General features: G+C 67.1%; 24 protein-coding genes. 15 read left to right on the top strand and 9 right to left on the bottom strand.

Annotated elements, in window-relative coordinates; genetic code table 11:
- Positions 1-945 (top strand): aminoglycoside phosphotransferase family protein, encoded by a 945-nt coding sequence (locus BN977_RS10185; RefSeq protein WP_051561246.1) that lies wholly within the window; start codon positions 1-3, stop codon positions 943-945.
- Positions 942-1,916 carry a choline kinase family protein gene (locus BN977_RS10180; protein WP_051561243.1) on the top strand — a complete coding sequence of 325 codons (975 nt, stop codon included), beginning with the start codon at positions 942-944 and terminating at the stop codon, positions 1,914-1,916. Before BN977_RS10185 ends, BN977_RS10180 begins: the two co-directional genes overlap by 4 nt.
- Here the strand turns inward: BN977_RS10180 and BN977_RS10175 are convergent.
- The 4 genes from BN977_RS10175 to BN977_RS10160 form a co-directional block, all read right to left on the bottom strand.
- The gene (locus BN977_RS10175; RefSeq protein WP_036397442.1) at positions 1,913-3,331 is read right to left on the bottom strand and encodes an amidase; all 1,419 of its coding nucleotides are present in this window, start codon (positions 3,329-3,331) and stop codon (positions 1,913-1,915) included. The two genes, BN977_RS10180 and BN977_RS10175, sit on opposite strands and share 4 nt — an antisense overlap.
- 139 nt (positions 3,332-3,470) lie before the next feature.
- Positions 3,471-5,006 carry an arylsulfotransferase family protein gene (locus BN977_RS10170; RefSeq protein ID WP_234709536.1) on the bottom strand — a complete coding sequence of 512 codons (1,536 nt, stop codon included), beginning with the start codon at positions 5,004-5,006 and terminating at the stop codon, positions 3,471-3,473.
- 44 nt (positions 5,007-5,050) lie between these two features.
- Positions 5,051-5,707, bottom strand: coding sequence for an NAD(P)-dependent oxidoreductase (locus BN977_RS10165; protein ID WP_036398848.1), 657 nt, complete (start codon positions 5,705-5,707; stop codon positions 5,051-5,053).
- A gap of 84 nt (positions 5,708-5,791) precedes the next feature.
- On the bottom strand, positions 5,792-6,265 hold the full coding sequence (locus tag BN977_RS10160) for a MarR family winged helix-turn-helix transcriptional regulator (protein WP_036398846.1): 474 nt from the start codon (positions 6,263-6,265) through the stop codon (positions 5,792-5,794).
- 356 nt (positions 6,266-6,621) lie between these two features.
- Here BN977_RS10160 and BN977_RS10155 point away from each other — a divergent pair, with 356 nt between their 5' ends.
- Positions 6,622-6,885 carry a hypothetical protein gene (locus tag BN977_RS10155; RefSeq protein WP_036397439.1) on the top strand — a complete coding sequence of 88 codons (264 nt, stop codon included), beginning with the start codon at positions 6,622-6,624 and terminating at the stop codon, positions 6,883-6,885.
- A 55-nt stretch (positions 6,886-6,940) separates the two neighbouring features.
- Here the strand turns inward: BN977_RS10155 and BN977_RS10150 are convergent, their stop codons facing one another.
- The 4 genes from BN977_RS10150 to BN977_RS10135 form a co-directional block, all read right to left on the bottom strand.
- Positions 6,941-7,948 carry a VWA domain-containing protein gene (locus BN977_RS10150; protein WP_036397438.1) on the bottom strand — a complete coding sequence of 336 codons (1,008 nt, stop codon included), beginning with the start codon at positions 7,946-7,948 and terminating at the stop codon, positions 6,941-6,943.
- 66 nt (positions 7,949-8,014) lie between these two features.
- The gene (locus BN977_RS10145; protein ID WP_036397437.1) at positions 8,015-9,559 is read right to left on the bottom strand and encodes an LCP family protein; all 1,545 of its coding nucleotides are present in this window, start codon (positions 9,557-9,559) and stop codon (positions 8,015-8,017) included.
- 1 nt (position 9,560) lies between these two features.
- Positions 9,561-10,412, bottom strand: coding sequence for an undecaprenyl-diphosphate phosphatase (locus BN977_RS10140; protein ID WP_036397435.1), 852 nt, complete (start codon positions 10,410-10,412; stop codon positions 9,561-9,563).
- Between the two features lie 6 nt (positions 10,413-10,418).
- Positions 10,419-11,339, bottom strand: a complete 921-nt coding sequence (locus BN977_RS10135) for a cytochrome c oxidase assembly protein (protein ID WP_036397433.1) — start codon at positions 11,337-11,339, stop codon at positions 10,419-10,421.
- Between the two features lie 56 nt (positions 11,340-11,395).
- On the opposite strand from BN977_RS10135, the gene BN977_RS10130 reads away from it, so the two are divergent.
- From BN977_RS10130 to BN977_RS10110, 5 genes are all read left to right on the top strand, one after another.
- Complete coding sequence (locus BN977_RS10130) at positions 11,396-12,010, top strand: TetR/AcrR family transcriptional regulator (protein ID WP_051561239.1); 615 nt, start codon at positions 11,396-11,398, stop codon at positions 12,008-12,010.
- A 76-nt stretch (positions 12,011-12,086) separates the two neighbouring features.
- Complete coding sequence (locus tag BN977_RS10125) at positions 12,087-13,433, top strand: cytochrome P450 (RefSeq protein WP_036397431.1); 1,347 nt, start codon at positions 12,087-12,089, stop codon at positions 13,431-13,433.
- Positions 13,414-14,262 carry an SDR family NAD(P)-dependent oxidoreductase gene (locus BN977_RS10120; RefSeq protein WP_036397429.1) on the top strand — a complete coding sequence of 283 codons (849 nt, stop codon included), beginning with the start codon at positions 13,414-13,416 and terminating at the stop codon, positions 14,260-14,262. Before BN977_RS10125 ends, BN977_RS10120 begins: the two co-directional genes overlap by 20 nt.
- Positions 14,263-14,333: 71 nt before the next feature.
- Positions 14,334-14,933 carry a TetR/AcrR family transcriptional regulator gene (locus BN977_RS10115; protein ID WP_024450004.1) on the top strand — a complete coding sequence of 200 codons (600 nt, stop codon included), beginning with the start codon at positions 14,334-14,336 and terminating at the stop codon, positions 14,931-14,933.
- 46 nt (positions 14,934-14,979) lie between these two features.
- Positions 14,980-16,545 (top strand): phytoene desaturase family protein, encoded by a 1,566-nt coding sequence (locus tag BN977_RS10110; protein WP_036397428.1) that lies wholly within the window; start codon positions 14,980-14,982, stop codon positions 16,543-16,545.
- 12 nt (positions 16,546-16,557) lie between these two features.
- Here BN977_RS10110 and BN977_RS10105 read toward each other — a convergent pair whose 3' ends face one another.
- On the bottom strand, positions 16,558-16,920 hold the full coding sequence (locus tag BN977_RS10105) for a UBP-type zinc finger domain-containing protein (RefSeq protein ID WP_036397426.1): 363 nt from the start codon (positions 16,918-16,920) through the stop codon (positions 16,558-16,560).
- A gap of 161 nt (positions 16,921-17,081) precedes the next feature.
- On the opposite strand from BN977_RS10105, the gene BN977_RS10100 reads away from it, so the two are divergent.
- From BN977_RS10100 to BN977_RS10070, 7 genes are read left to right on the top strand one after another with little or no spacing between them, the layout of a single operon-like run.
- On the top strand, positions 17,082-17,849 hold the full coding sequence (locus BN977_RS10100) for an MlaE family ABC transporter permease (RefSeq protein WP_036397424.1): 768 nt from the start codon (positions 17,082-17,084) through the stop codon (positions 17,847-17,849).
- Complete coding sequence (locus tag BN977_RS10095; protein WP_036397423.1) at positions 17,849-18,676, top strand: ABC transporter permease; 828 nt, start codon at positions 17,849-17,851, stop codon at positions 18,674-18,676. The genes BN977_RS10100 and BN977_RS10095 overlap by 1 nt, the downstream gene beginning before the upstream one ends.
- Before the next feature lie 5 nt (positions 18,677-18,681).
- Entirely contained in the window at positions 18,682-19,980 is a 1,299-nt protein-coding gene (locus tag BN977_RS10090; protein ID WP_051561236.1) for an MCE family protein, read from the top strand.
- 8 nt (positions 19,981-19,988) lie between these two features.
- Positions 19,989-21,047, top strand: a complete 1,059-nt coding sequence (locus BN977_RS10085; protein ID WP_036397422.1) for an MCE family protein — start codon at positions 19,989-19,991, stop codon at positions 21,045-21,047.
- On the top strand, positions 21,044-22,369 hold the full coding sequence (locus tag BN977_RS10080; protein WP_234709535.1) for an MCE family protein: 1,326 nt from the start codon (positions 21,044-21,046) through the stop codon (positions 22,367-22,369). The genes BN977_RS10085 and BN977_RS10080 overlap by 4 nt, the downstream gene beginning before the upstream one ends.
- Positions 22,366-23,661, top strand: coding sequence for an MCE family protein (locus BN977_RS10075; RefSeq protein WP_036397420.1), 1,296 nt, complete (start codon positions 22,366-22,368; stop codon positions 23,659-23,661). The genes BN977_RS10080 and BN977_RS10075 overlap by 4 nt, the downstream gene beginning before the upstream one ends.
- Positions 23,658-24,779, top strand: coding sequence for an MCE family protein (locus BN977_RS10070; RefSeq protein ID WP_036397419.1), 1,122 nt, complete (start codon positions 23,658-23,660; stop codon positions 24,777-24,779). Before BN977_RS10075 ends, BN977_RS10070 begins: the two co-directional genes overlap by 4 nt.
- Positions 24,780-24,781: the final 2 nt, after the last annotated feature.

The raw sequence follows: 24,781 nt of genomic DNA, 5'->3' as shown, positions 1-24,781 counted from the left end.
ATGAGTGCCACCGCGCCGCCGATAGCGCAGCCGTTGCGGGCCATGGGCCTGTTCACCGGCGCCATCACGGCCGATCCCGCCCCCACGATGGCCAGCCCGAGTTGGTGGGGTGCGGACTCCGAGTGTTTCGATGTGCGCGGTGACGACGAGTCCGGCACGACGTCAGCTGCTTTCGTCAAGTCGATGATCGGCCACGCGGGCGCCTATATCGACATTCCGCACGCATTCGCCGCCGCGGCGGAGGCCGGTCTGCGCGGGGTGGGTCCCGCGGTGTACGCGGCCGATCCCACCGCCGGAATCCTGGTCCTGGAGAACCTGGTCGACACCTCATCCACGGCGACTCTGGATATCTTCGACGACGACGCCCGGCTGGAACAGCTGATCGCGCTACGGGCGCAGGTACACGATTTCGGCGCGATTACCCGCACGGCCACCGTCTTCGACGACATCCGCACCTTGACCGCACTGGCCACGACCAACGGGGTGACCCTGCCTGCCGACTTCGACTGGATGCTGCGCATGCTGGTCATGGCCGAGAAGCGGATAGCGGCAACGGGTTTCGACCTGGTGCCGTGCCACGGTGACGGCAACGTGTCGAATGTGCTGCTTGCCGACGACGGCCGGATGTTGCTGGTGGATTGGGATGTCGCGGCGTTGATGGATCCACTGCAGGATATCGGCGTTCTGCTGGCTGAGGTCCGCCCGTTCGACTCGACGGCGCGTGAGGTGTTCGCGGCGGCCTGGGGGAGTTTCGATCAAGCGCTGTTCGACCGCGCGCGGGTCTACGGTGTCGCCGACTGTGTCCGTTGGGGACTGATCGGCGCCTACGCGGACCACGCGCGTCCGGGCACCCTCGAATACTCGAAACTCTCCGACTGGCAGTTCCTGCGGGCGCGGGCCGGTCTCGGCGAGAAAGCGTTCTTCGATCGGGTGAACAACCTGTGACCGCCGCACCGACCACACGCGACACCACCGGTAACCGGGTGCTCGGCAGCGCACGCAACGATGTCGAACGACGCGTGGAAGCCGCGTTGGCGGCGATCGAGATCTGGCGCGGCAAGCACATCGAATACGCTCCGGTGTTCGGTGGCCTGCAGAACAGCAACTGGCGCATCACCGTCGCCGGCACCGACACCCGCTACTTCCTCAAGATCCCCGGCGAGGGCAGCGATACCTTCATCGACCGGGTGCTGGCCAACGAAGCCGCACGACGGGCCGGCGAAAAGGGGATCGGCGCGCAGTTGGTGTACTTCGATGCCGACACCGGTGTCGAGGTGATCGAGTTCCTGGAGGGCTACCGGGCCTGCACCAACGGTGATTTCAAGGATATCGCCGTCGCCCATCAGATCATCGACATCTACCGGGTGCTGCACGACGGCGGGCTGCTCAGCGTCACCAAGACGATGTTCGACATGATCGACGAGCACCTGGCTCAGGTCGGCGAGCTCGGGGTGCGGCTGCCCGCCGATGCCGAGTTGATCCTCGGCGAGTACCAGGTGGCCAAGTCGGCGCTGCTTGCCTCGGGGCTGGATCTGGCTGCCTGCCACAACGATCCGATGCCCGGTAATTTCCTCGTCGCCGACGGCGGGCCGATGAAGTTGGTCGACTACGAGTTCGCCTCGAACAACGAGCGCGCCTACGAGCTGGCGTTGCTGACCACCGAGATGTTCTATACCGAGGAACAGATCATCGAACTCGTCGAGGACTTCTACGGTCGTAGTGATTTCGGCCTGCTCGCCCGGGTACAGGTCTGCGGGGCGCTGGCCGACACCAAATGGGGCCTATGGGCATGCGTCAACCAACAGCTCAGTACGGCATGGGATTTCGACTATCACAAGTACGGCTGCTGGAAGCTGATGCGCGCCCGGTTGAAAATGGCGGACCCGCGTTGGCCGTTCTGGCTCGCGTCACTCTAGACGGCCGGCCTGGTGTCGGCCCAGGGCCGGGCCGCCTCGTAGTTGGCCGCGGCGCGCAGGACGGCGGCATCGGCGCGGTGCGCCCCGGCGATCTGCAGCCCGACGGGCCGGCCGTCGGCGGTGAATCCCGCGGGCACGGTGATGGCGGGTGTGGTGGTCATGTTGTACGGGTAGGTGAGCAGCCAACCGAGGAGCTGGCGTTGCAGCGACTGCCCTTCGAGCCAGTGCGGGGCGAAGCGCTCCAACGGAAACGTGGGGGTCGCCAGCGTCGGGCTGACCAGAATGTCATAGGTCCGCATGAATTCGCTGAAGGTGTCCCACATCTGGCCGCGGAACGCCTCAGCCCGGCCGATGTCCACTGCGGTCAGGGTCTCGGCCTGCTCGAAAATCTCGATCAGGTTGTCGTCGACCTGGCCGTGCTGGGATTTCCAGTCCAGGACGTCGTACTCACACGAGTACCCCGGAACCCACAGCCCCTTCCACATGGCTTCTTCCGGGTTGCCCCATGCCGGGGTGGCCTCTTCGACGGTGGCGCCCAGAGATTCGAAGGCCCGCACCGCTTCTGCGCATACCGCCACCACCTCTGGATCGACATGGCCCAGGCCGAGATCGGGCGACCAGGCGACCCGCCACCCCGTGACGTCACCGGCGGTGGCTGCCGCGTAGTCGATGCCGTCGGCGGGCACGCTGTTCGGGTCGTAGTCCGACGGCCCCGCCATCACCGAGAACATCAGCGCCGCATCGGCGACGGTGCGGGTGATCGGACCGTGGAAGATGTGGGTGTAGTGCCTGCCGTCCAGGAGCGTGTGCGGGATGCGGCCCAGCGACGGTTTGAAGCCCACCACGCCGCACATCGCCGCCGGGATGCGCACCGATCCGGCACCGTCGGCACCTTCGGCCAGTGGTCCCAGGCCCGCTGCGACGGCCGCGGCCGCGCCGCCGCTGGATCCACCCGCGGTGTGGCCGTGCTTCCACGGGTTGTGGGTGGGGCCGTAGAGGTGACTGTCGGTGCCGCCGTAGTAACCGAACTCCGGGGCGTTGGTCTTGCCCAGGAACAGCCCGCCGGCCTCCTTCAACCGCGTCACCACGGTGGCATCGTGACTGCCCACCTGTCCCGCCAGTGGTTTGAGCGAGGAGTCGAACGGCAGTCCGGCCATGGTGGTCAGGCCTTTGATCGAGAACGGGACGCCGTGCAGGGGCCCGCGCGGCGCGCCGCTGGTCAACTCGTCGTGCAGTGCGGCGGCGTCGGCCAGTACCTGGTCCCGGTCGAAGTGGATATAGGCGTTCAGACCGGGGTTCACCGACTCGATGCGATCGGCGAACGCGGTCGCGATCTCGGTGACCGTGATCGAGCGGGTACGGACGTCGTCGGCGAGTTCGGTTGCGGGAGTCCAGCACAATTCGTTGTCGGGCATGCTGGCATCGTAGGGCGTGGACCGCCCGTCTGCAGATCGAAATAGACTGTCCGACAACAGATTACAAAGTTGTTGTCGGATCGGTAGGCTGTGCGCAGAACGCCTGGAACCGCTGCCGGTTCCGGGAGGGTCGCGTGGGTCAGATCTTGGTGGGATTACTGGAGCCGATGATGGCGCCGGTCTTGTCCAGCGCCTCGATGGTGAAGTAGTTGCCTGTGGTCGCGGTTCCCGCGGGCAGTACCACCGGGGTGTTGAGGCCGTTCCAGGCTGTGGTTGCCACTGGCGTGAGCTTGTCAGGTGAGGTACCGGACAGGACTCGCCATTGGGTGACGTCGGTGGCGCCGTTCCACACCGCGTGCACGGTGGGCCGGCCGTTGTCGTTGGACACGGTCAGCTCGGGCTTCTGGGTGGGATGCCCGCTCCATTGCTGCAAGAACGCACGGTATGTCCCATCCCCGACGGTCATGGCCTTGGGGCCGGTGCCGACTTGTTGTGTCGAGGTGATGGGCTGGGTGGCGTTCCAGACGATGCGTCCGTCGGGGGCGAACTCGGTGATGTGGTTGGCGTCGCCCCAGCCGCTGAAGGTGTTGCCGTTGGGGAGTGCTTGTGCGCTGCCTTGGGTGAAGGTGTCTACCGGCTGGGGTTGGACCCAGTTGCGCAGCAGGGTCGCGGTCTTGGCCTGCCGGTCCAGCCGGATCCACATGATGCTCGAGGGGCCGTGGCGTTTCCCGCCCAGGTCGACGTTGTTGTTGAAAAACATGATCGTGTTGTCGTCCACGAATGTCGCGTCGTGTTGTCCGGCGAAGTTCACTCCCGGGCCGAGGGTGAAATCGGATTTCTTCCCGCCCAGCTTCCAGTTGATGGCGCCCGTTTGCATATTCACATCGACCAGCTCGTTGGCCGAGCGCACCGACACCAACATGTTGCCATCTGGGTCAGGGGCAGCCGAGTTGACATGCAGCGGGAGCACACCTTCGCCCGGAACACCCTGCAGCTGAGCATAATTGAGCACGCTATCGGTCACGGGAAGGTGTTGCGCCGAATCCCACGACAGCAATGTCTTACCCGAAGCGACATCAATGACGTCGACAAAGCTGTCGGCGATCTTCGCGGTTGTGGGCCCGCCGATACCGGACAGGTCGGCATCGACCTGCTTCACCGAGGTGATCAGCGCCTTTCCATCAGGGGTGAGCCGAAACTCGTGTGGATCCGACGCGACACCCGCCGGAGTGATCTTCTTGATGATGGTGTAGTCCGTATCGGCGATGTAGTCGGCACCGGAGAGTTTGTCGCCCTGGAACCACGTCAGCACCGGCTTCCCTTGGTAGGTCTGCACCTGGAGGTTCATGGCATCCTGATCACCGGGGATCTGCAAGAACCACACCGGCCGTCCTTGTTTATCCAGGATTTCAGGGCCGGACGGAATTCCGGGGTTCCCGCTGCCGAACAGATTCGCCGCGCAGGGCGCGCCACCATTGATGAACACAAAACCCGCACCGCCATCCGGCTGGTTCACCGTGACGTTGAGCGGCGGCGCCACCAGCTGCGTCTGCGCCACCGCCGCAAGATCTTTCAGGCTGGGTACTGCGGCTGCGTTGGGCGCTGCAGAGCCTGTGGATTCAGGCGCTTTACCGGGTGTCGCCGAGCATGCAGATACCAACACCACGGCTGCCACGGCGACAGCCGATGACGACTTCACTGATTTCAACCGTGTGTGCATCACGAGTTCCAGACGATCGGTGCATGACGAATCCACATGCCGTCCTCGGCGGTGTCGACGAGGAAAGCGGCGAGGTCGGCGCGGTTGATCCGCATGCCGGGTTTTTCGGTGCCTGCTTCCGCGGCCCGCACGGGCCCGCCGGCCGGCTTGTCGGTGAGGGCGACCGCCCTGACGAGAGTCCAGTCGGTATCGGAGGCGCGCACGAGCTTGTCGACACCGGTGTGGTCGACGAAGCCCGCCTTGATGTTGGAGATGTTGACGATGAGTTTGAACAACGGGTTGATGCGAGCCCAGTCGTCACCCGCACCCATCGTGGAGTTGATGACGATCCGGCGGATGTTCTGCTCGCCCATCACGGTCAGGACATTTCGGGTCGCGTCGGTCATGAACATCGGCGGGCTGACGGGCTTGGCCCAGGGATTGTCCGAGGCGCGCGCATTGTTCAGGGTGCTGATCACCGCCTCGGTACCGTGCGCGGCCGTGCGGATATCGTCGATGTTGGACGGCGTGCCCGCAATCAGTTCCACTCCGGCCGGAGCGCGGACGACGTCGGGGTTGCGCACCAAGGCGCGAACGCGATGACCGCGCGCGGCGGCGTACTCGAGTACATGGATCCCGGTGCGGCCGCTGCCGCCGAGGACGAGCAGGGTGGTCATGGTTGTTCCTCCAATGAAATGCATGCGGTAGGCGGGCATCGCCTGCGCGGTCGGTGACGGGTTCTGTCGTCGGTGCAGCTGCTGCTAGCGAGACGTGGTGGCGGTCTGCGCAAGAAGTGCGGCGTTCTCGTTGAGCCGTCGAATGATCGGCCCGGCGACGAACATGGCCAGCCGTAACGCCTCTTGATCACTCGTAGAGAGCGTCCCCATCAGGGTGGCGAGTTTTTGGTTGTCCTCGTCGAGCAAGCGGTCCAGCAGTTCCCGCGCGTTCTCGGTCAATTCGATGATCGTGGCGCGGCCGTCCTCGGGATCGGGCGCGCGCGCGACCAAGTTGCGGCGGTCGAGGCGCTGGATCAACTGGGTCATTGCCGGCTGGCTGACACGAATGGTCTCGCAAAGGGTCGTGAGACGTGTTGGGCCGTCGACGCTCAACGTATGTAACACCTCCATCGCGGAGACGCTGAGCTCCTCGCGATTGAGCAAGTTGCGCGTGGCCAGGAGCGCAGTGTCTCTGATGGCTTCGGCGATCCTGTCGATATCGTCTTCCCGCTTGGCCATACGCCTAATATACATCACTACGCTATGTATCTGAGTGACGTTGCGCACGCTCTTCACGGTCGGTTCAGGCTGCGAACTTTCTCTGAAGTGGTGCGGTTGCACCGGCTTAACCCAAATCGCTCGGGCCGGATTGGGGCACCTGTGCGGTGTCGGCAGATGCAGTTCGGGTGGCCGCCGATCGTCGTGATTTCTGCACGTGGAGACAATTAGTTCCATGGATTATGTATATGCCGGCAGTGCGGGGGAGTTGGCATGCTGAGATCTAGATCACTCCCAGGTTTACCTAGCCCACCAAAACGGTATCCACCGTCGCGTTCAGCGCGTTTGGAGACAACCCGCTTGGAGAGGAACGATCGATGAGGATCAAGAACGTGTGCGCCGGTGCCGCCGTGGCCACCGCCCTGTTCGCCGGGCCCGTCGTGCTGGCCGGCACCGCCAGTGCCGAGCCCGTCCCGATGCCGCCGGCCCCGCCGGCCGGTCCGACTGTTGCCTCGCCGCCGGCGTGGGCGCCGCCCAAGCCGGTCGATCCCGACTGGGCCAACGGCAACCCGCAGGTGTGGGACGCCGGCTGGAACCACTGGGGTGTCTGGGTCGACGGCACCTTCGTCCCCACCTTCTGACCACCCTCCTCGAGAAAAGCCCGGGCCGCAGACGCCCCGGGCTTTTCTTATGTCCTCAGGCGGGCAGCCGCCGGTTGCGTGTCAGCGCTGTCACCGCCGACGCAACCGTCACCAGCACAGCCAACCGCAGCCAGCCGGCGCTGGCGTCACCGGGCACCGTTTGGTACCCGATCTGCTGCTGCAGGGTGTCGTAGACCCCGTTGAGCTCGTCGAGGTTCGACGCGTGGAACATCTGCCCCTTGGTGATCTCGGAGATCTTCTTCAGGGTGGCGTCGTCGACCGGCACCGGCTGACGGATGCCGTTGAGCTCGACGTAACCGTCCGGCGTGCCGAACGAGATCGTCGAGATCGGCACCCCCTGATCGCGGGCCGCCCGGGCCGCGGTGAACGCGCCCCGTGGCTCATCGGGCTCCGAGGGCACCGTCTCCTTGCCGTCGGACTCCAGCACGATCCGCGACGGCGGCGGACCGTCTCCACCGCCGACGATCGCGTCGGCGGTGGAGATGGCCTGCAGTGCGGTGAAGATCGCTTCACCGGTCGCGGTGCGTTCCTCCGGCTTGAGCCCGTCGATGGCGTTGCGCATCTTGGCGCGGTCGGTGGTCGGCGCCACCAACACCGTCGCCGACCCGCCGAAGGCGATCAACCCGAGGTTGATGCCCGGGGTGAGCTCGTCGGTGAACTTCTTCCCGGCCGCCTGCGCCGCGGCCAGCCGGTTGGGCGCCACGTCGGTGGCCCGCATGGACTCCGACACATCGATCACCAGCATGACCACCGCCCGGTCCCGCGGGATCCGCACGTCGTGCGTGGGCCCGGCCAGGGCACACGTCAACAGCAGCAGGGCGGCCACCAGCAGCACCGCCGAGACGTGCCGCCAGCGGTCCCGCTGCACCCGCGCCACCTGGTCCAGGACGTGCAGGTTCGCAAAGCGCAGCACCTGGGTCCGTCGCTTGCGCAGCATCACCACGTACAGCACCGCCACCGCCGCGGCGACCAACGCGAACAGGAAGAACCAGGCGTGGGCGAAACCCGCCAGCGTGATCGGGCCCAGAAATGGCAGCGTCATCGCTGCGCCAGGCTAGGGCGGCGTGCTGACGGCTGACTCCGCGATGAATGTCAACCGGCTGTGACCTCAGTTCACGCAGGGCGTGCGGTCGCCGCTGACCGGCAGCCCATGGTCGGGGGTCGGGTCGTTGTCGGAGCCGTCCTCGGTGCCGAACCACGGCGAGTGTGTCGACGTGGTGGTGGTCGTGGACGTCGACGAGGTTGTCGTGCTGCTGGTCGTCTCGGACTCCGACGCCGTCAGCTTGGTCGGCACCAGGTAGCCGTTGCCGATCACCACGCGGACCTGGCCGGCGGGCAGGTCCTTGCCGGGCACGGTGACCACATCGCCGAGCAACCCCGACAGCTGCTGGGCCACGTCCTCGGCGCCGGTCCCGTAGCTGATGGTGGTCAGGGCGGGCTTGTCTTCGAGCTGCACATCGGGCTTTTCCACCTGGAATCCGCGCTTCTCCAGTGCGTTCGCGACCGTGGATGCCGTCCAGTTGCTCTCGGCGTTGACCACCTGGACCGGGTTGGTGGGGACGGCCTCCGTGGTGGTGACCGGGTTGCCGTCGGAAAATGCTTCGCGCACCTGCGTTTTGATGGCGTCGGGGTCGATGATGTTGACGTCCTGGCCGTTTCGGGTGTCATAGCGCAGCACCGGCAGCGTCCGGTAGACGACGTCGGAGCCGCTGATCGCGCCGAGCCTGCGGAACAGGTCGGAGTCCCAGCCGCCGGACAACACGATGTCCTTGTGCGCGATGGCCATCAACTCGTTGAGCTTGCCGATATCGGTGAACGCGCCGGAATCCTGGAGTTGGCGCATCACCGCGACCAGGAACGCCTGCTGGCGGTGGGTCCGGTCCAGGTCACCGTTCTCCAGGCCGTGCCGCTGCCGGACGAAGGCCAGTGCCTGCGCGGCGTTCAGGGTCTGCTGGCCGGCGGGGAAGTCGGCACCCGAATACTCGTCGTGCACAGCATGATTGAGGCACACCTGGATGCCGCCCAGGCTGGAGGCCAGATCGTAGAAGCCGGCCAGGTTGATCTCGGCGAAGTAGTCGATGGGCACGCCGACCAGGTTGCGCACCGCGCCCAGGGTGGCGGCCCGGCCGGCTTCGCGACCCGCCATCTCCAGCTGTTCGCGGTCGTCGATGCCTTGGTCGGCCAGGTGCTGCTCGGTGTAGAACTTCGTCAGCCCGTACGCCTCTTTGATCTTGATGTTGGTGTAGCCGGGCAGGCGGTGGAACTCGACGTAGTCGTCGCGCGGGATCGAGAACGCGGTGACCTTGTTGGCGGCGTCGATGTGCACCAGGATCAGCGTGTTGGTGTTGTAGCCGCCGGTCTCGGAGTCGCCGGCGTGCAACTGGTCCAGCACCTCCTGCGGCAGGTCGTTGCCGTGCTGATCTTTCCGCGAATCCAAGCCGATGAGCAGGATGGTGATCGGGCCGCCATTGGTGTGGGCGGTCTCGGCCAGCGCCTGGGAGACGGTGAATCCGGTCAGCACGCCGCGGGTGGTCCACCATGCCGCGCCGGACACCGCCACCAGCACGGTGGAAACCACGGCAAGGACGGCGCGGGCCCAGTGGAACCGGCGCCGAGGCGGTTCGGGCATTCGGTGCCGGGCGGCGTCGGGCATATCAGGCGAAGTGTACGACCGAGGCCGCTCCTGCGATAACGCAATAGACGGCGAACGGCAGCAAGGTGCGGTGCTGGAAATAGCGCGTCAGGAACCGCACCGACAGATACGCCGTCGCCGCTGCGACGGCCGACCCGGCCAGCACCTGACCGCCGATACCGTCCCCGGCCGGGCCGGCCAGCTCCGGCAGCTTGAGCACGCCGGCGGCCAGGATGATCGGCGTGGCCAGCAGAAACGCGAACTTCGCGGCGTCCTCGTGGTCCAGGCCGCGCAGCAGGCCGCCGACCATGGTGACCCCGGACCGGCTGATCCCGGCCAGCAGGGCCAGGCTCTGTGCCAAGCCGATGCCGGCGGCCTCCACCGCCCGCAACTCGACGATGGTCCGGGTGCCCGCGCGCCGGCGCTGCAGCACCTCGCCTATGGCAAGAATCACACCGTTGAGGGCGAGGAACACCGCGGCCACCAGCGGGGTGGCGAACAGTGTGCGCAAGGGATGTTCGAGGGCCAAGCCCAGCAGGCCGGTGGGAACCGTGGCGATGACCAGCAGCCAGCCCAACCGCTGCGCTGAGGTGTCGATCCGGCGGGTCCGCACCGACGTCACCAGCGCACCCACGATGCGCACCCAGTCCCGCCGATAGAACACCAGCAGCGCCAGCGCGGTGGCCACGTGCAGGCCCACCACGAACGCCAGGTAAGGGGTGTGGCCGTGCGAATTGCCCTGTGTGACAAGGTCGCTCCACGACCCGCCGAGCCAGGCCGGGACGAGCACCGAGTGACCCAGGCTGGAGATGGGGAACAGCTCGGTGACACCCTGCAGAGCGCCGATGACGACGGCTTGGAGATAGGTGAGCATGGACGCCTATTCGGTTGTGCGACGGTGGAATCGGTCCCGCAGCTGTGGATCGGCCTCCCACCACAGCGCCGGAGCGGCGGCTTCGGACTCGGCGTCCAGTTCGGCATCCAGTTCGGCATCGATGACCGCGGCCTGCCTCTTCTCGTCGGACGACATCGCGCGCATGAGCACCATGAGGAACGGCAGGCCCAGCACATCGCCGAGGATCCACAGGATGCCGGCGCCGACCGACTGGTCCACCCGCGGGCTCGGCCCCCAGGTCCGATCGACGGCCAGGTAGTAGTCCGTGGCGATCAGCGGGCCCAGCCACAGCACGAGGCCCAGCAGGCCGTCGCCCAGGGTCTCGGCAATGCTGATCACCAGCGACAGCATCTGGGGGTACCGACGTGGCACCGGGTCGGCCTGGATGCGCGCGTAGAAGTAGCCGAAACCGATGAGCGCCAGGGTGATTCGGGTCAGTGCCCCGAGTGTCGAGTTCTCCAGCGACGCGACGTACCACGGCGTGAGGTACAGCAGCCACGGGGCGGCCAGCATCAGAATCGAGGTGGTGGCGGGGTGGGTGAGGGCCCGCGCGGCGCGCCCGGCGAGCACCCGGTCGACGACGTCGGCCCCGCCGGCCCGGCGCAGCGCCGTCAGCGGGGTGCCCAGCGCCAGCAGCATCGGGACCACGAACAGCAACAGCAGTACCTGCAGCGCCCGCACCCAGAACAGCACCGGGGCGTACACCCCGACCATGCTCATGGTGGCCACAGCCCAGACCGCGACACCCGCCCAGTAGGCCGTCCGTCGTGCCGCGGTCATCGGCGCGCGGTGACAGCACCATGCGTAGGCGCCGCTCGCCAGCACGAGCGCCGTCGCCGAAGCCGCGTCGACCGTCCACGAGGTGAGCGCGGTGGACAGCGTCAGCGGAGCCACCGCCGGATTCATGGCGGCCAGTATGCGGGCGTTCGCTGTGCATCACCTGCGCGTCGCCGGGCAGTACGATGACTGCCCGATATGAGGTGGACCTGGTGACGACCGAACCTGCTGCGCCCGACTTCCGGCAGCGTCTGCTCACGGCCTTCGAGGAGTCGATCGCCGAAATTGGTTATGCCAAGACGACGATCGCCGACATCGTGCGTCGGGCGCGCACCTCCCGGCGCACCTTCTACGAGCACTTCGCCAGCAAGGAAGAGTGTTTCGTCGGGCTGCTCAGCGAGGCCAACGCCGAACAGGTGCGCCAGATCGCCGCGGCGGTCGACCCGGCGGCGCCGTGGCAGCAGCAGGCCCGACAGGCCATCGAGGCATGGATCGCCTCGGCCGAGGCCCGGCCCGACCTGACGCTGAGCTGGATCCGCGACGGCCCCTCGCTGGGCGCCGCCGGCCGCCAACTCACCCGCGACGCCATGGAGCAGTTCGTCGGCATGGTGCACGGCCTGGTGGACAGCGAGATGTTCCGGGCCGCCGGGATCGGCCCCATCTCGCGGCAGCGGTTGATCATGCTCTTGGGCGGGCTTCGTGAACTCACCGCCGTCACCGTGGAAAACGGCGGGGCGATGAGCGATTTCACCGAGGAGGCGGTGGCGGCCACCATCGCGCTCATCACGCCGGCGTCGTAACTCCTGCTTGTGGGCCGCGGTACATCGCAGTACCGTGGTCGGTACATCGCAGTACCGACATGATGGGTGTGCGTACATGGCCGAAGCGACGACCGACCCGGTCCGGCTGCCGGACGGTCCCCGGTTACCCGGCCTGATCCAGGGGCTGGCGTTCCTGAGCGCGCGGCAACGCGTGCTCGGCGTCGCCGCCCGCCGCTACGGCAGCGCCTTCACCGTGCACGTGCCGTTGTTCGGCAGCGCGGTGGTGCTCGGTGATCGCGCTTTGATCAAGGAGCTGTTCACCACCGGCCCCGACCTGGTCAGCCGCGCCACCACCCTGGGCGCGGTGCTCGGTCCCGGATCGACGTTCAGCCTCAACGGCGACGAGCACCGGCAGCGCCGCAAGCTGCTGGTGCCGCCCTTCCACGGCAAGCGGATGTCGGCCTACGAGACCATCGTCGAGGAGGAGGTCCGCCGCGAGACGGCGACCTGGCCCGAGGGCGTCGAATTCCCCACGCTGGAACCGATGATGCGCATCACCCTCAACGCCATCCTGCGCACCGTGTTCGGTGCCCGCGGCCCCGCGCTGGACGCCTTGCGTGAGCTGTTGCCCCCGATGGTGCCGCTGGCCTCGAAGATGGCGATCCTGCCGCCCGCACTGCGCCGTGACCTGGGCCCGTACAGCCCCTGGGGTCGGGTGCAGCGGGCCCGGCGCCGCTACAACGAGATCATCGCCGGGTTGATCGCCGAGGCGCGCGCCGATCCGCGCTCGGACGACCGCAACGACGTGCTGGCGCTGCTGTTGGGTGCCCGCTACGAGGACGGCTCCCCGATCGCCGACGACCACGTCGCCGACGAACTGCTCACCCTGCTGGCCGCCGGCCATGAGACGACCGCGACGACCCTGGCCTGGACCGTCGAGCGGTTGCGCCGGCATCCCGCCCTGCTGCAGCGGCTGGAGCGCGACGACGCCGAACTGCGCCAGGCCGTCATCTGGGAGGTGCAGCGCACCCGGCCCGTGGTGGAGTTCACCGCCCGGATCGCCGACCAGCGCATCAGGCTGGGGGAGTGGGTGGTTCCGGCCGGCACTGCGATCATCGCCAGCTTCGGCTTGTCGCACGGGTCGGAGGCCAACTTCCGGGACGCCGCCACCTTCGACCCGGACCGGTTCCTGGGCGCGAACCCCGACAATTACACCTGGATCCCGTACGGCGGCGGCATCCGGCGCTGCATCGGCGCGGCCTTCGCCAACATGGAGATGACCGTCACGCTGCGAACGCTGTTGCAGGACTTCACCTTCGGTACCACCACCGCGGCCGGGGAACGCCAACATTCCCGCGGGGTGGCGATCGCCCCCGCCGACGGCGGGCGCGCGGTGGTCTTCCGCCGCCGGCCACCGAACCCGACAACCCAGAAGGAGCACCGTGAGCAGGTCCACGCGTAGAACCATCAGCGGCCGCACCGCCGTCATCAGCGGCGCCGCCTCCGGCATCGGGCGCGCACTGGCGCAGCGCCTTTCGGCACACGGTTGCCCGGTGGCGATCTCGGACATCGACGAGGCCGGGCTCAAGGAGACCGACGCGTCGCTGCCCGGGCCGGTACTGAGTACGGTGCTCGATGTCGCCGACGCGCAGGCGCAGCGCGACTTCGCCGCCCAGGTTGCCGACTGGGCGCCGGTGCCGATCGCCGCGGTGTTCAACAACGCCGGCGTGGCGGTGGCCTCCAGCGTGCTCGACGCCAACCCCGACGACGACAACTGGTTGTGGAACATCAACTTTCACGGTGTGGTCAACGGCACCCGGGCCTTCCTGCCGCTGTTGGTGCGACAGGATTCCGGCGTCATCGTCAACACCTCCAGTGTGTTCGGGCTGGCCGGCATGCCGAACCAGAGTGCCTACTGCGCAGCCAAATTCGCGGTACGCGGCTTCACCGATGCGTTGCGCCAGGAGCTGCGCGGCACCGGGGTCTCCGCGGTCAACGTGCACCCGGGCGGAATCAACACCAACATCGTGCGCAACGCCCGCTTCCGCAAGGATCCCGACGGCCGCGGCCGCACCCACGATCAGATGGTCGCCGAGTTCGCGGCCCTGACCATGACCGAACCGGACAAGGCGGCCGCGATCATCCACCGCGGCGTCGAGGCCGGCAAGGCCCGGGTGCTGGTGGGTCCGGACGCGTACCTGTTCGACGCGCTCACCCGGATCGCCCCGACGCGCTACTACGACGTGATGGGCCGCGTCGAGTCGGTGCTGCGCCGCCGCGCTCGCCGCTGAACCGTCGGGTTGCCAAAAGTCGCCGTTTGTCACCGTGAGGTGACGAGCTAGTGCTGCGGTACGTTGAAAAGATGGTCCGGCCAGCTCAAACGGCGCGCAGTGAGCGCACCCGCGAAGCGCTCCGGCAGGCCGCCCTGGTCCGCTTCCTGGCACAAGGCGTCGAGGACACCTCGGCCGAGCAGATCGCCGCCGATGCCGGGGTGTCACTGCGGACCTTCTACCGACACTTCTCGTCCAAGCACGACCTGCTGTTCGTGGACTACGACGCCGGCCTGGAATGGTTCCGCGCGGCCCTGGCCGAACGGTCCTCCGGAGAGTCGATCGTGGAGTCGGTGCACTCGGCGATCCTGGCCTCGCCGTACGACGTGGAGGCGGTGGCCAAGATCGCCGAGCTGCGCGCCGAGGAATTGGAGCCGGGCCGGATCGTGCGGCACATCCGGCAGGTCGAGGCCGATTTCGCCGAGGTGGTCGAGGAGCATCTGCGCCGCGACCATCCGCCCCGGCCGGGTACCGACGACCAGCTGCGGGTGACGGTGGCGGCCCGGTGCATCGCGGCCGCGGTGTTCGGGGCCATGGAGGTGTGGATGCTGGGCGAGCGGTCGCTGCCCGAATTGGCGCGGCTGTGCAAGACCGCGCTGAACTCACTGGAGACAGGCATCCTGCCGACATAGTTTTGTCAATATTGACAAAACTTGTTCCGGCTGCGAGCCTCGATCGATGCCGGTTTCCACGGATTTCGATGCCATCGTCATCGGTGCGGGCCACAACGGCCTGGCCGCCGCCGCGCTGTTGCAACGCGCCGGGCTGCACACCGCGTGCCTGGACGCCAAGCTCTACGCCGGTGGCATGGCCTCCACCGTCGAATTGTTCGACGGGTACAAGTTCGAGATCGCCGGGTCGCTGCAGTTCCCGACCTCGGCGGTGGTCAGCGCCGAACTCGGGCTCGACGAACTGCCCTGCGTCGATGTCGACGTGATGTCGGTGTCGCTACGCGGAATCGGCGACGATCCGGTGGTCTATTACACCGACCCGATGCGGTTGCTCACCCATCTCAACGAGGTGCACGGCGCCGAAGCGGTCAACGGCATGGCAGGGCTGATGGCCTGGAGTCAGGCACCCACCCGGGCGCTGGGCCGCTTCGACGCGGGGCGGCCGCCCCGCACACTCGACGAGATGTATGCCTGCGCCACAAATGAATTCGAGCGCTCCGCGATCAGCGACATGCTGTTCGGCTCGGTCACCGATGTGCTGAACCGCTATCTGCCGGACGGCGAGAAACACGGCGCGCTGCGCGGCATGCTGTCCTTCCTCGCCGTCAACACCACCTACCGCGGCCCCGACACCCCGGGCAGTGCCGCGGCGCTGGCCTTCGGGCTGGCAGTCCCGGACGAGAATGCCGTGCTGATGAAGAAGCTGCGCGGCGGTATCGGGGCGCTCACCGGCCACCTGCAGCGCCGGCTCACCGACGCCGGCGGCGAACTGCGCCTGCGGGCCAAGGTGGAGCAGATCCTGGTCGACGGCGGCCGCGTCACCGGGGTGCGACTGGAGGACGGGTCCACCGTCACCGCGCCGGTGGTGATCTCGGGTGTCGCCCCCGACCTCACCGTCAACGAACTGGTCGACCCCGCCGCCCTTCCCGCCGACATCCGGGAACGCTTCGCCCGTATCGACCACCGCGGCAGCTATCTGCAGATGCACTTCGCGCTGGACGGTATTCCCACCTTCGCCGAGCCCTACGGCATCCTCAACGATCCCGAGATGCAATCGGCCATCGGTCTTTTCAACACCCCTGAGGAGTTGCAGCAGCAGTGGGAGGACAGCCGGCGCGGCATCGTGCCCGCCGACCCGGCGATCGCGATGCAGCTGCCGTCGGTGCACGACCCCGACCTCGCGCCGCCGGGGAAGCACGCGGTGTCGGCGTTCTCGCTGTGGTTCCCCATCCAAGCCGGTGCGGCGTCCTACGGTGAACTCAAAGCCGAGATGGGCCGGCGCGTCATCGAGAAGATCACCCGCATCGCACCGGATTTCGAGAAGCTGATTACCCGGCACACCACCTTCACGCCCAAACACATGGGCACCATGTTCGGCGCGCCCGGCGGGGACTACTGCCACGGCCTCATCCATCCCGAACAGATGGGACCGAACCGGCCCGGCGCATGCGGCTATGCCGACCAACCCCTCCCGATCGACGGCCTGTACCTCGGCAGCGCCGGCTGCCACGGCGGACCCGGCATCACCTTCATCCCGGGCTACAACGCCGCCCAGGCGGTGCTGGGCGGCTGAGCGTCCGATGGCTCAGTCCTGGCGCTCCTGCAGCTGGGCCATCCAATCCCTGGGCACCCGCCCACGCGGCCCCGGCACCGGCTGCTCGACCGGATGGCATTGCGGGGCAGCCAGTTCCGGACCGTCATAGTAGGCGTTGGTGTCGTAATTCCAGAACCAGTCCTCATCCGGCTCGAAGCTGCGGATGACGGGATGCCCGGACTGGCGCCAATGCGCCTGTGCGTGACGCGCGAGGGAATCGTCGCAGCAGCCGATGTGTCCGCACGCCGCGCAGCGCCGCAGGTGCACCCACCACCCTCCGGCGTCCTCACATTCCACACATCCGGTACCGCTGGGTGGCACATTCGGGTCGACGTCGGGCGCAGCAGAGGCCATGGCTCGAGCTTACTGGCCGACAAGCGTTTGCATCGATGAGATGGAATCAGCCTGAGCAAAACCGTTCCCGTGAAACCCACCTGCAAAATTCGATATTGACGTCGACGTTCCTCCGATTACTGCTTTTGACAGCTAACTTGTGCGGCCTTAACGTCCGCGCGATGAGCGGGTCGGCGCAGCTGAGCAAGTCCATGGATGCCGTGGGCGAGTTCGTCGTGCTGTCCGCGGAGACTCTCACCCACACGTTCCGACGGCCGTTCGCCTGGCGGGAACTGTTCGAACAGATCTCGTTCGTCGCCCGGGTGTCCATCTTCCCGACCATCATGCTGTCCATCCCCTACACCGTGCTGATCGTCTTCACCCTCAACATCGTGCTGCTGGAAATCGGCGCGGGCGACCTCTCCGGGGCGGGGGCGGCACTGGCCTCGGTGACCCAGGTCGGGCCGGTCGTCACCGCCATCGTCGTCTCCGGGGCCGGAGCCACCGCGATGTGCGCCGACCTGGGCGCCCGCACCATCCGCGAGGAGATCGACGCGATGAAGGTGATCGGCGTCAATCCCATTCAGGCCCTAGTGGTTCCCCGCGTCATCGCCGCCACCTTCGTGGCGTTGATGTTGTACTCGGTGGTCGCCGTCGTCGGGCTCACCGGCAGCTACATCTTCGTGGTCTACGTCCAGCACGTCACCCCCGGTGCCTTCGTCGCCGGCCTCACCCTGCTGACCGGGCTGCCCCAGGTGATCGTGTCGCTGGTGAAGGCCCTGCTGTTCGGCCTGTCGGCCGGGCTGATCGCCTGCTACAAGGGCCTTTCCGTGGGCGGCGGCCCGACCGGTGTCGGCAACGCCGTCAACGAGACGGTGGTGTTCGCCTTCATGGCCCTGTTCCTGATCAACATCCTGGCGACAGCACTGGGCGTCAAGGTGGCGCCGTAATGACCGACTCCACCGCCACCAGACGCACCGTCGTCGACCGGCTGCGGACCCTGGGGGAGCAGACGGCCTTCTACGGCCAGTCACTGGCCTTCATCGGCGACGCCGTTCGGCGCTACCCCGGCGAGGTGCTGCGGCTCATCGCCGTCATGGGTATGGGCACCGGCGCGCTGGCCGTCATCGGCGGCACCGTCGTCATCATCGGCTTCCTCACCCTGTCCACCGGTGCCCTCATCGCGGTGCAGGGCTACAACACCTTGTCCAATGTCGGCATCGAGGCGCTGACGGGCTTCCTGTCCGCCTTCCTCAACGTCCGGTTCATCGCCCCCGCCACCGCGGGGGTCGCCCTGGCCGCCACCATCGGCGCCGGCGCCACCGCACAGCTGGGCGCCATGCGGATCAACGAGGAGATCGACGCCCTGGAGGTCATGGGCATCCGGGCCATCACCTATCTGGTGTCCACCCGCATCGTCGCCGGGGTCGTCGTGGTCATCCCGCTCTACACCGTGGCCGTGCTGATGTCGTTCCTGGCCACCCAATTCGGCACCACCGTCATCTATGGCCAGTCCAACGGCGTCTACCAGCACTACTTCTCCACCTTCCTGCGGCCGATGGACCTGGTGTGGTCGTTCGTCGCCGCGCTGTCCATGGCGGCCGCGGTCATGGTGGTGCACACCTACTACGGCTTCACCGCCTCCGGCGGCCCGGCGGGCGTGGGGGAGGCCGTCGGTCGGGCGGTGCGAACCTCGGTCACCGCAACGGTATTCGTCCTGCTCACCATCACACTGTCCGTCTACGGCCAGTCGGGCAACTTCCACCTGTCGGGCTAGGCCGCATGACCGACAGCGCCCGCCGCGAGAAGATCGACCCGATCTGGTACGCGCCCATCCTCTTCGTCGTGATCGGGGCACTGATCGCACTGACCGCCCTGCTGTTCAACGGGACACTGCGTTCCTTCGTGCCGGTCACCCTGGTATCCGACCGGGCCGGCCTGGTGATGGAGAACGGCGCCAAGGTCAAACTGCGCGGGATCCAGATCGGCGAGGTCGGGGCCATCGGCACGCACGACGGGCTCGCCGCTTTGGACCTCAAGCTCGACCCCGGGCCGTTCGCCTACCTGCCCAGCAACGTCGAAGCAGAGATCAAGTCCAGCACCGCCTTCGGCGCCAAATACGTCGACCTGATCATCCCGGACGACCCCAGCTCCCAGCCGCTGCGCTCCGGCGCGGTGCTGCAGTCCCGCAACGTCACCGTCGAGGTGAACACCGTCTTCGAGAACCTGCAGTCGGTGGTGCACGCCATCGACCCGGCGAAGCTCAACTCGGTGCTGTCGGCCGTCGCACAATCGTTGCGCGGCAAGGGGGACCGCATCGGCGAGGCCATCACCTCGGCCAACAACCTGCTGCTGACCGTGAACCCGCGGATGCCCACCGTCCAGCGCGACTGGCAGCTCTTCGGCCAGACCACCGCCGCCTACTCCGCCGCCGCCCAGGACATCCTGTCGATCCTCGACTCGGCCGCAACCACCAGCACCACCATCACCACGAACGCCCAGGCGCTGGACACCCTGCTGCTGTCCGCGATCGGATTCGCCCGCTCCGGTATCGACACCGTCGGCGGCAACCAGACAAACCTGGTGCGCGCCATGAACATCCTGGACCCCACCACCAACCTGCTGCTGAAGTACTCGCCCACCTACACCTGCCTGTTCCAGGGCGCACAGTGGTTCCTGGAGCACGGCGGCCGGGATGCCATGGGCGGCAACGGTAAATCCGTCATCATGGACGCCGCGATGCTCGCCGGCGACGATCCCTACCGCTTCCCGGACAACCTGCCCATCGTCAACGCCAAGGGCGGACCCGGCGGTAAACCCGGCTGCGGCTCGCTTCCCGACGTCAGCAAGAACTTCCCGGTCAAATACCTGGTCACCGACACCGGATTCGGCACCGGACCGGATATCCGGACCAACCCGGGTATCGGTTTCCCGGGCTGGGCCAACTACTTGCCGGTCACCCGGGCGGTGCCGGAGCCACCCAGCATCCGGTACAACGGCCCGCCCGCCCCCGGGCCCTTCCCACCCCAGTTCGCACCCGGTCCGCCACCACCTCCGGCACCCGAAACCCCGAATCCCTAGGACATCTCATGCGACGAGCCAGCATCGCCGGCACGGTGATACGCGTGGCGCTGTTCACCGCCATGTGCCTGGTCTTCCTGTTCGTGCTGTTGACGGTGTTCGGGCAGTTCCGGTTCGATTCCCGCGCCACCTTCCACGCCGTGTTCACCAACGTGTCCGGGCTCAAAGAAGGCAACTTCGTCCGCATCGCCGGCGTCGAGGTCGGCAAGGTCGGCTCGATGACACTGCAGAAGGACGGCACCGTGCACGTCGACTTCGCCATCGACAAGAACCTGACCCTTACCGAGGGCACCACCGCGGCGGTGCGCTACGAAAACCTGATCGGTGACCGGTATCTGGCCCTGGAGGAGGGCGCCGGATCGGTGCGCCGGCTGACCCCCGGCGAGACCATCCCCAAGGAACGCACCTCACCCGCCCTCGACGTCGACGCCCTCATCGGTGGATTCCGCCCACTGTTCCGGGCACTGGATCCCGACCAGGTCAACGCGCTGTCCGGGGAACTGCTCAAGGTGTTCCAGGGCCAGGGCGGGACCATCTCGTCGGTGCTGGCGCAAACCTCCGCGCTGACGACCACGCTGGCCGGGCGCGATCAGCTGATCGGTCAGGTGATCACCAATCTCAATACGGTGCTGGGCACCTTCGCCGCACGGGACGAACAGTTCTCGGCAGGGCTGGACAAGCTCTCGGAGTTGGTCCAGGGCTTGTCGGACCGCAGAACCGACATCGCGCACGGTGTCGCGCACATCAGCGCCGCGACGGCCACCATCGCCGATCTGTTCACCGACATGCGACCGCCACTGAAAGAGGCCGTGGTGCAGACTGATCGGGTGTCCGGCCAGATCGAGGCCGACCATGCCTACGTCGACGATCTGGTGAAGACACTGCCCGACGCTTACCAGATCCTGGCCCGCAACGGGCTCTACGGCGACTACTTCGGCTTCTACCTGTGTGACGCCATCCTCAAGGTCAACGGCAAAGGCGGCCAACCGGTGTTCATCAAACTCGCCGGCCAGGACACGGGACGGTGCACACCCGAACGGGGCGAGCGCAGCGACGGGGGACGATGATGAAGCTGAAGAAACCCACCTTCACACCCCTCGCCGAGCGCAACCGGATCACCGTCGGTGTCGTCGGCACCGTCATCGTCGCGCTGGTGGTCGTCGCCGCGTTCTCCTATGACCGGCTGCCGTTCATCAAAGGCACCTCCGATTATTCGGCCTACTTCGCCGAGGCCGGCGGCATCAAACCCGGCAGCGATGTGCGCGTCTCGGGCCTGTCGGTCGGGCGGGTGTCCGACATCCATCTGGAAGGCACCAAGGTCCGCGTGGATTTCACCGTCAAGGACGGCGTCGGCCTCGGTGACCGCACCGAGGCCGCGATCAAGACCGAGACCGTGCTCGGCACCAAGATGCTGGAGGTCACCCCGCGCGGCGACGGCACGCTGACCGGCACCATCCCGCTGGAGCGCACCACCTCGCCCTACGACCTGCCGAGCGCGCTCGGCGACCTGACCACCGCCATCAGCGGCCTGGACACCACCCAATTGTCCTCGGCGCTCACCACATTGGCCGACACCTTCAAGCAGACGCCGGCCGACCTCAAACTCGCCCTGGACGGTGTCGCGCAATTCTCCGACACCCTCAACGCGCGTGACGCGCAGCTGCGCAACCTGCTTGGCAACGCCAACAAGGTCACCGCGGTGCTGGCCAAGCGCAGCGACCAGATCGCCGGCCTGGTGGTCAATGCCAACGCGCTGCTGGCCGAACTGGTGGCCCAACGCGACGCGGTGGACGGTTTCATGACCAACCTGACCGCGGTGGCGCAGCAGATCTCCGGGCTGGTCGCCGACAACAAGGCCGCCCTCAAACCCGCACTCGACAAACTCAACGGCGTGCTGTCCATCCTGGACAACCGCAAGAAGGAACTGCAGCGCACCGTGACGCTGTTCCGCCGGTACGCGATGTCCTTCGGCGAGGTGCTCGGGTCGGGACCGTACTTCAAGGCGTCCCTGGTGAACCTGCTGCCCGGCCAATTCGTCCAGCCGTTCATCGACGCCGCGTTCTCCGACCTCGGCCTGGACCCGAACGTCAAACTACCCTCGGAACTGGTCGACCCCGCGATCGGGCAGCCGGGCACCCCCGCGCTGCCGGTGCCCTACCCGCGCACCGGTCAAGGCGGCGAACCGAATCTCACCCTGCCCGACGCCATCACGGGCAACCCCGGAGATCCGCGCTATCCCTACCGGGAACCGCTGCCCGCGCCGGCGCCCGGCGGACCACCGCCCGGACCGCCGGCCCCGGCACCACCGGGGATCGTCGGCCCGGTGCCGTACACCGGCCCCACCCCGGTGTACGTCCCCGCCCCCGGCGAGCCCGGAGGCCAACCATGAGAGGTCACGCACGCCTGCTGACGGCAGCGGCCCTGGTGGTCATCCTGGCCGCCGGGATCTCGGTGGTGGCCACCCCCTGGTGGAAACACGTCGCCAAGGACACCTTCATCGCGTACTTCGCCAACGCCAACGGCCTCTACACCGGCGACGAGGTGCGCATCCTCGGCGTGGCCGTCGGCACCGTCGACAAGATCGAACCGCAACCGCACACCACCAAGGTGACCTTCTCCGTCGACGCGCAGTACCCGGTGCCCGCCGACGTGAAAGCGGCCATCCTGTCGCCGTCACTGGTCAGCGCCCGCGCCATCCAACTGGTGCCCGCCTACGACGGCGGACCGAAACTGGCTGCGGGAGCCGCCATCCCGCAAGACCGCACCGCCGTCCCGGTGGAATGGGACGATTTCCGCCAACAGCTGGAAAAGCTCACCGCGTCCCTGCAGCCACAAACCCCCGGCGGCCCCAACTCCGTCGGCGAGCTCATCAACAGCACCGCGGAGAACCTGCGCGGCGAGGGCGACACCGCCCACGACACGGTGATCAAGCTGTCCCAGGCACTTTCGGCGCTCGGCGACCACAGCACCGACATCTTCAGCACCGTGCGCAATATGCAGCTGTTGGTGTCGGCGCTGACCTCCAGCAGCGATCTGCTGGCCGCCTTCAACCAGAACTTCGCCCAGGTCAGCACCGTGCTGACGAACACCCCCGACGAAGTCGCCGACGCCACCGGCAGCCTGGACGCCGCGGTCGGCGACCTGCGCGGCTTCGTCGCGGAGAACCGGGAATCCCTGGGCACCACCTTCGACCACTTCAACCAGATCACCACCGCACTCAACGACAGCCGTACCGACATCAAGCAGGTACTGCACATCGCGCCGACGGTGTTCCAGAACTTCGTCAACATCTACCAACCCGCCCAGAGCGCGATCACCGGCATCCTGGCGCCGGTCAACTTCGCCAACACCGTCCAGTTCCTCTGCAGCGCCGTGCAAGCCGCGTCCCGGCTGAACTTCGAACAATCCTCGAAACTGTGCGTGCAATACCTGGCGCCCATCGTGAAGAACCGGCAGATGAACTTCTTCCCGATCGGCGGCAACCCGTTCGTGGGCACCATGGCGCGGCCGAACGAGATCACCTACAGCGAGGACCGGCTACGGCCGCCGGGTGATCCGCTGCTCCCGCCACCGCCCCAGCCGCCGCCGGACCCGATGCAGGTGCTGGCGGCCGAGGCGCCACCGGCGACGACGCCCGATCCCGCGGCCGGGCTGCCCGGCCTGATGGTGCCCACCCCATGACGCGGTCGGTGCTGGCCGCGCTGTTGCTGGCCTGCGTGGCGATGATCCCGGGATGCCAATGGCGCGGCCTGAATTCGCTGAGCCTGCCCGGCACCGAGGGCGGCGGTGACGGTTCTTACACCATCCAGGCACAGCTGCCCGACGTCGTCGTCATCCAGCAGAACACCCGGGTCCGGGTCGCCGACGTCAACGTCGGCAACGTCACCAAGATCGAGGTGCAGGACTGGCACGCCCTGGTCACCATGCGCATCAACGGGGATGTGCACCTGCCCGCCAACAGCACCGCCAAGGTCGGCCAGACCAGCCTGCTGGGCTCCATGCACATCGAACTGGCTCCACCCACCGACGAAGCGCCGCAAGGACAATTGCACGACGGATCGCTGATACCGCTGTCCCGGGCCGCCACCTACCCGACCACCGAGCAGACGCTGGCCTCGGTGTCCATCCTGCTCAACGGTGGCGGGCTGGGGGAGTTGCAGGAGATCAACCAGACCTTCGCCAAGGCGCTGGCCGGTCGCGAGGCCGATATGCGCAGCCTGCTCACCCAGCTGGATACCTTCATCACCGGAGTCAACGCGCAGACCGATGACATCATCACCGCCACAGAGCATCTCAACTCGCTGGCCGGCCAGTTCGCCGCCAACGACCGGACCGTCGACAAGGCACTGACCACGCTGCCGCAGGCGCTGGCCGTCCTCGCCGACACCCGCACCAAGCTGGCCGATGCGATCGACGGGCTGGGTAAGTTCAGCGCCGTCGCCAATTCGACGGTCACCCAGAGCAAAGAGGCGCTGGTGAACAATCTGCGCAATATCGGTCCGGTGCTGCGCTCGCTGGCCGACGCGGGGCCGTCGCTGACCAAAGGGCTGGACTTCCTGTCCACCTACCCGTGGGTGAAAAGCAACCTGTCCAAATGGTTCCGCGGGGATTTCGCCAATATCACCCTGGTGCTCGACCTGACGCTGAGCCGGCTGGACAGCAGCATCTTCACCGGAACCCGCTGGGAGGGTGACCTCACCGAGCTCGAGATGCAATGGGGCCGCACCATCGGGCAGATGCCCAGCCCCTACACCGCAGGCAATCCGCTCATCGCGCCCTACCACTTCGGGGGGTACTGAGC

Source organism: Mycolicibacterium cosmeticum (assembly GCF_000613185.1).
In the GTDB taxonomy this organism is placed as follows: Bacteria; Actinomycetota; Actinomycetes; order Mycobacteriales; family Mycobacteriaceae; genus Mycobacterium; species Mycobacterium cosmeticum.
This window is presented reverse-complemented; position numbering and strand designations above follow the sequence as displayed.

Excerpts from the sequence above, each read along its gene's own strand:
- BN977_RS10100 (WP_036397424.1), top strand. The coding sequence starts at position 17,082 with ATGAGCGGGTCGGCGCAGCTGAGCAAGTCCATGGATGCCGTGGGCGAG.
- BN977_RS10140 (WP_036397435.1), bottom strand. The coding sequence starts at position 10,412 with ATGCTCACCTATCTCCAAGCCGTCGTCATCGGCGCTCTGCAGGGTGTC.
- BN977_RS10090 (WP_051561236.1), top strand. The coding sequence starts at position 18,682 with ATGACCGACAGCGCCCGCCGCGAGAAGATCGACCCGATCTGGTACGCG.
- BN977_RS10125 (WP_036397431.1), top strand. The coding sequence starts at position 12,087 with ATGGCCGAAGCGACGACCGACCCGGTCCGGCTGCCGGACGGTCCCCGG.
- BN977_RS10130 (WP_051561239.1), top strand. The coding sequence starts at position 11,396 with ATGACTGCCCGATATGAGGTGGACCTGGTGACGACCGAACCTGCTGCG.
- BN977_RS10110 (WP_036397428.1), top strand. The coding sequence starts at position 14,980 with ATGCCGGTTTCCACGGATTTCGATGCCATCGTCATCGGTGCGGGCCAC.
- BN977_RS10085 (WP_036397422.1), top strand. The coding sequence starts at position 19,989 with ATGCGACGAGCCAGCATCGCCGGCACGGTGATACGCGTGGCGCTGTTC.
- BN977_RS10150 (WP_036397438.1), bottom strand. The coding sequence starts at position 7,948 with ATGACGCTGCCATTTCTGGGCCCGATCACGCTGGCGGGTTTCGCCCAC.
- BN977_RS10080 (WP_234709535.1), top strand. The coding sequence starts at position 21,044 with ATGATGAAGCTGAAGAAACCCACCTTCACACCCCTCGCCGAGCGCAAC.
- BN977_RS10105 (WP_036397426.1), bottom strand. The coding sequence starts at position 16,920 with ATGGCCTCTGCTGCGCCCGACGTCGACCCGAATGTGCCACCCAGCGGT.
- BN977_RS10185 (WP_051561246.1), top strand. The coding sequence starts at position 1 with ATGAGTGCCACCGCGCCGCCGATAGCGCAGCCGTTGCGGGCCATGGGC.
- BN977_RS10070 (WP_036397419.1), top strand. The coding sequence starts at position 23,658 with ATGACGCGGTCGGTGCTGGCCGCGCTGTTGCTGGCCTGCGTGGCGATG.
- BN977_RS10160 (WP_036398846.1), bottom strand. The coding sequence starts at position 6,265 with ATGGCCAAGCGGGAAGACGATATCGACAGGATCGCCGAAGCCATCAGA.
- BN977_RS10095 (WP_036397423.1), top strand. The coding sequence starts at position 17,849 with ATGACCGACTCCACCGCCACCAGACGCACCGTCGTCGACCGGCTGCGG.
- BN977_RS10075 (WP_036397420.1), top strand. The coding sequence starts at position 22,366 with ATGAGAGGTCACGCACGCCTGCTGACGGCAGCGGCCCTGGTGGTCATC.
- BN977_RS10145 (WP_036397437.1), bottom strand. The coding sequence starts at position 9,559 with ATGCCCGACGCCGCCCGGCACCGAATGCCCGAACCGCCTCGGCGCCGG.
- BN977_RS10165 (WP_036398848.1), bottom strand. The coding sequence starts at position 5,707 with ATGACCACCCTGCTCGTCCTCGGCGGCAGCGGCCGCACCGGGATCCAT.
- BN977_RS10135 (WP_036397433.1), bottom strand. The coding sequence starts at position 11,339 with ATGAATCCGGCGGTGGCTCCGCTGACGCTGTCCACCGCGCTCACCTCG.
- BN977_RS10115 (WP_024450004.1), top strand. The coding sequence starts at position 14,334 with ATGGTCCGGCCAGCTCAAACGGCGCGCAGTGAGCGCACCCGCGAAGCG.
- BN977_RS10155 (WP_036397439.1), top strand. The coding sequence starts at position 6,622 with ATGAGGATCAAGAACGTGTGCGCCGGTGCCGCCGTGGCCACCGCCCTG.
- BN977_RS10175 (WP_036397442.1), bottom strand. The coding sequence starts at position 3,331 with ATGCCCGACAACGAATTGTGCTGGACTCCCGCAACCGAACTCGCCGAC.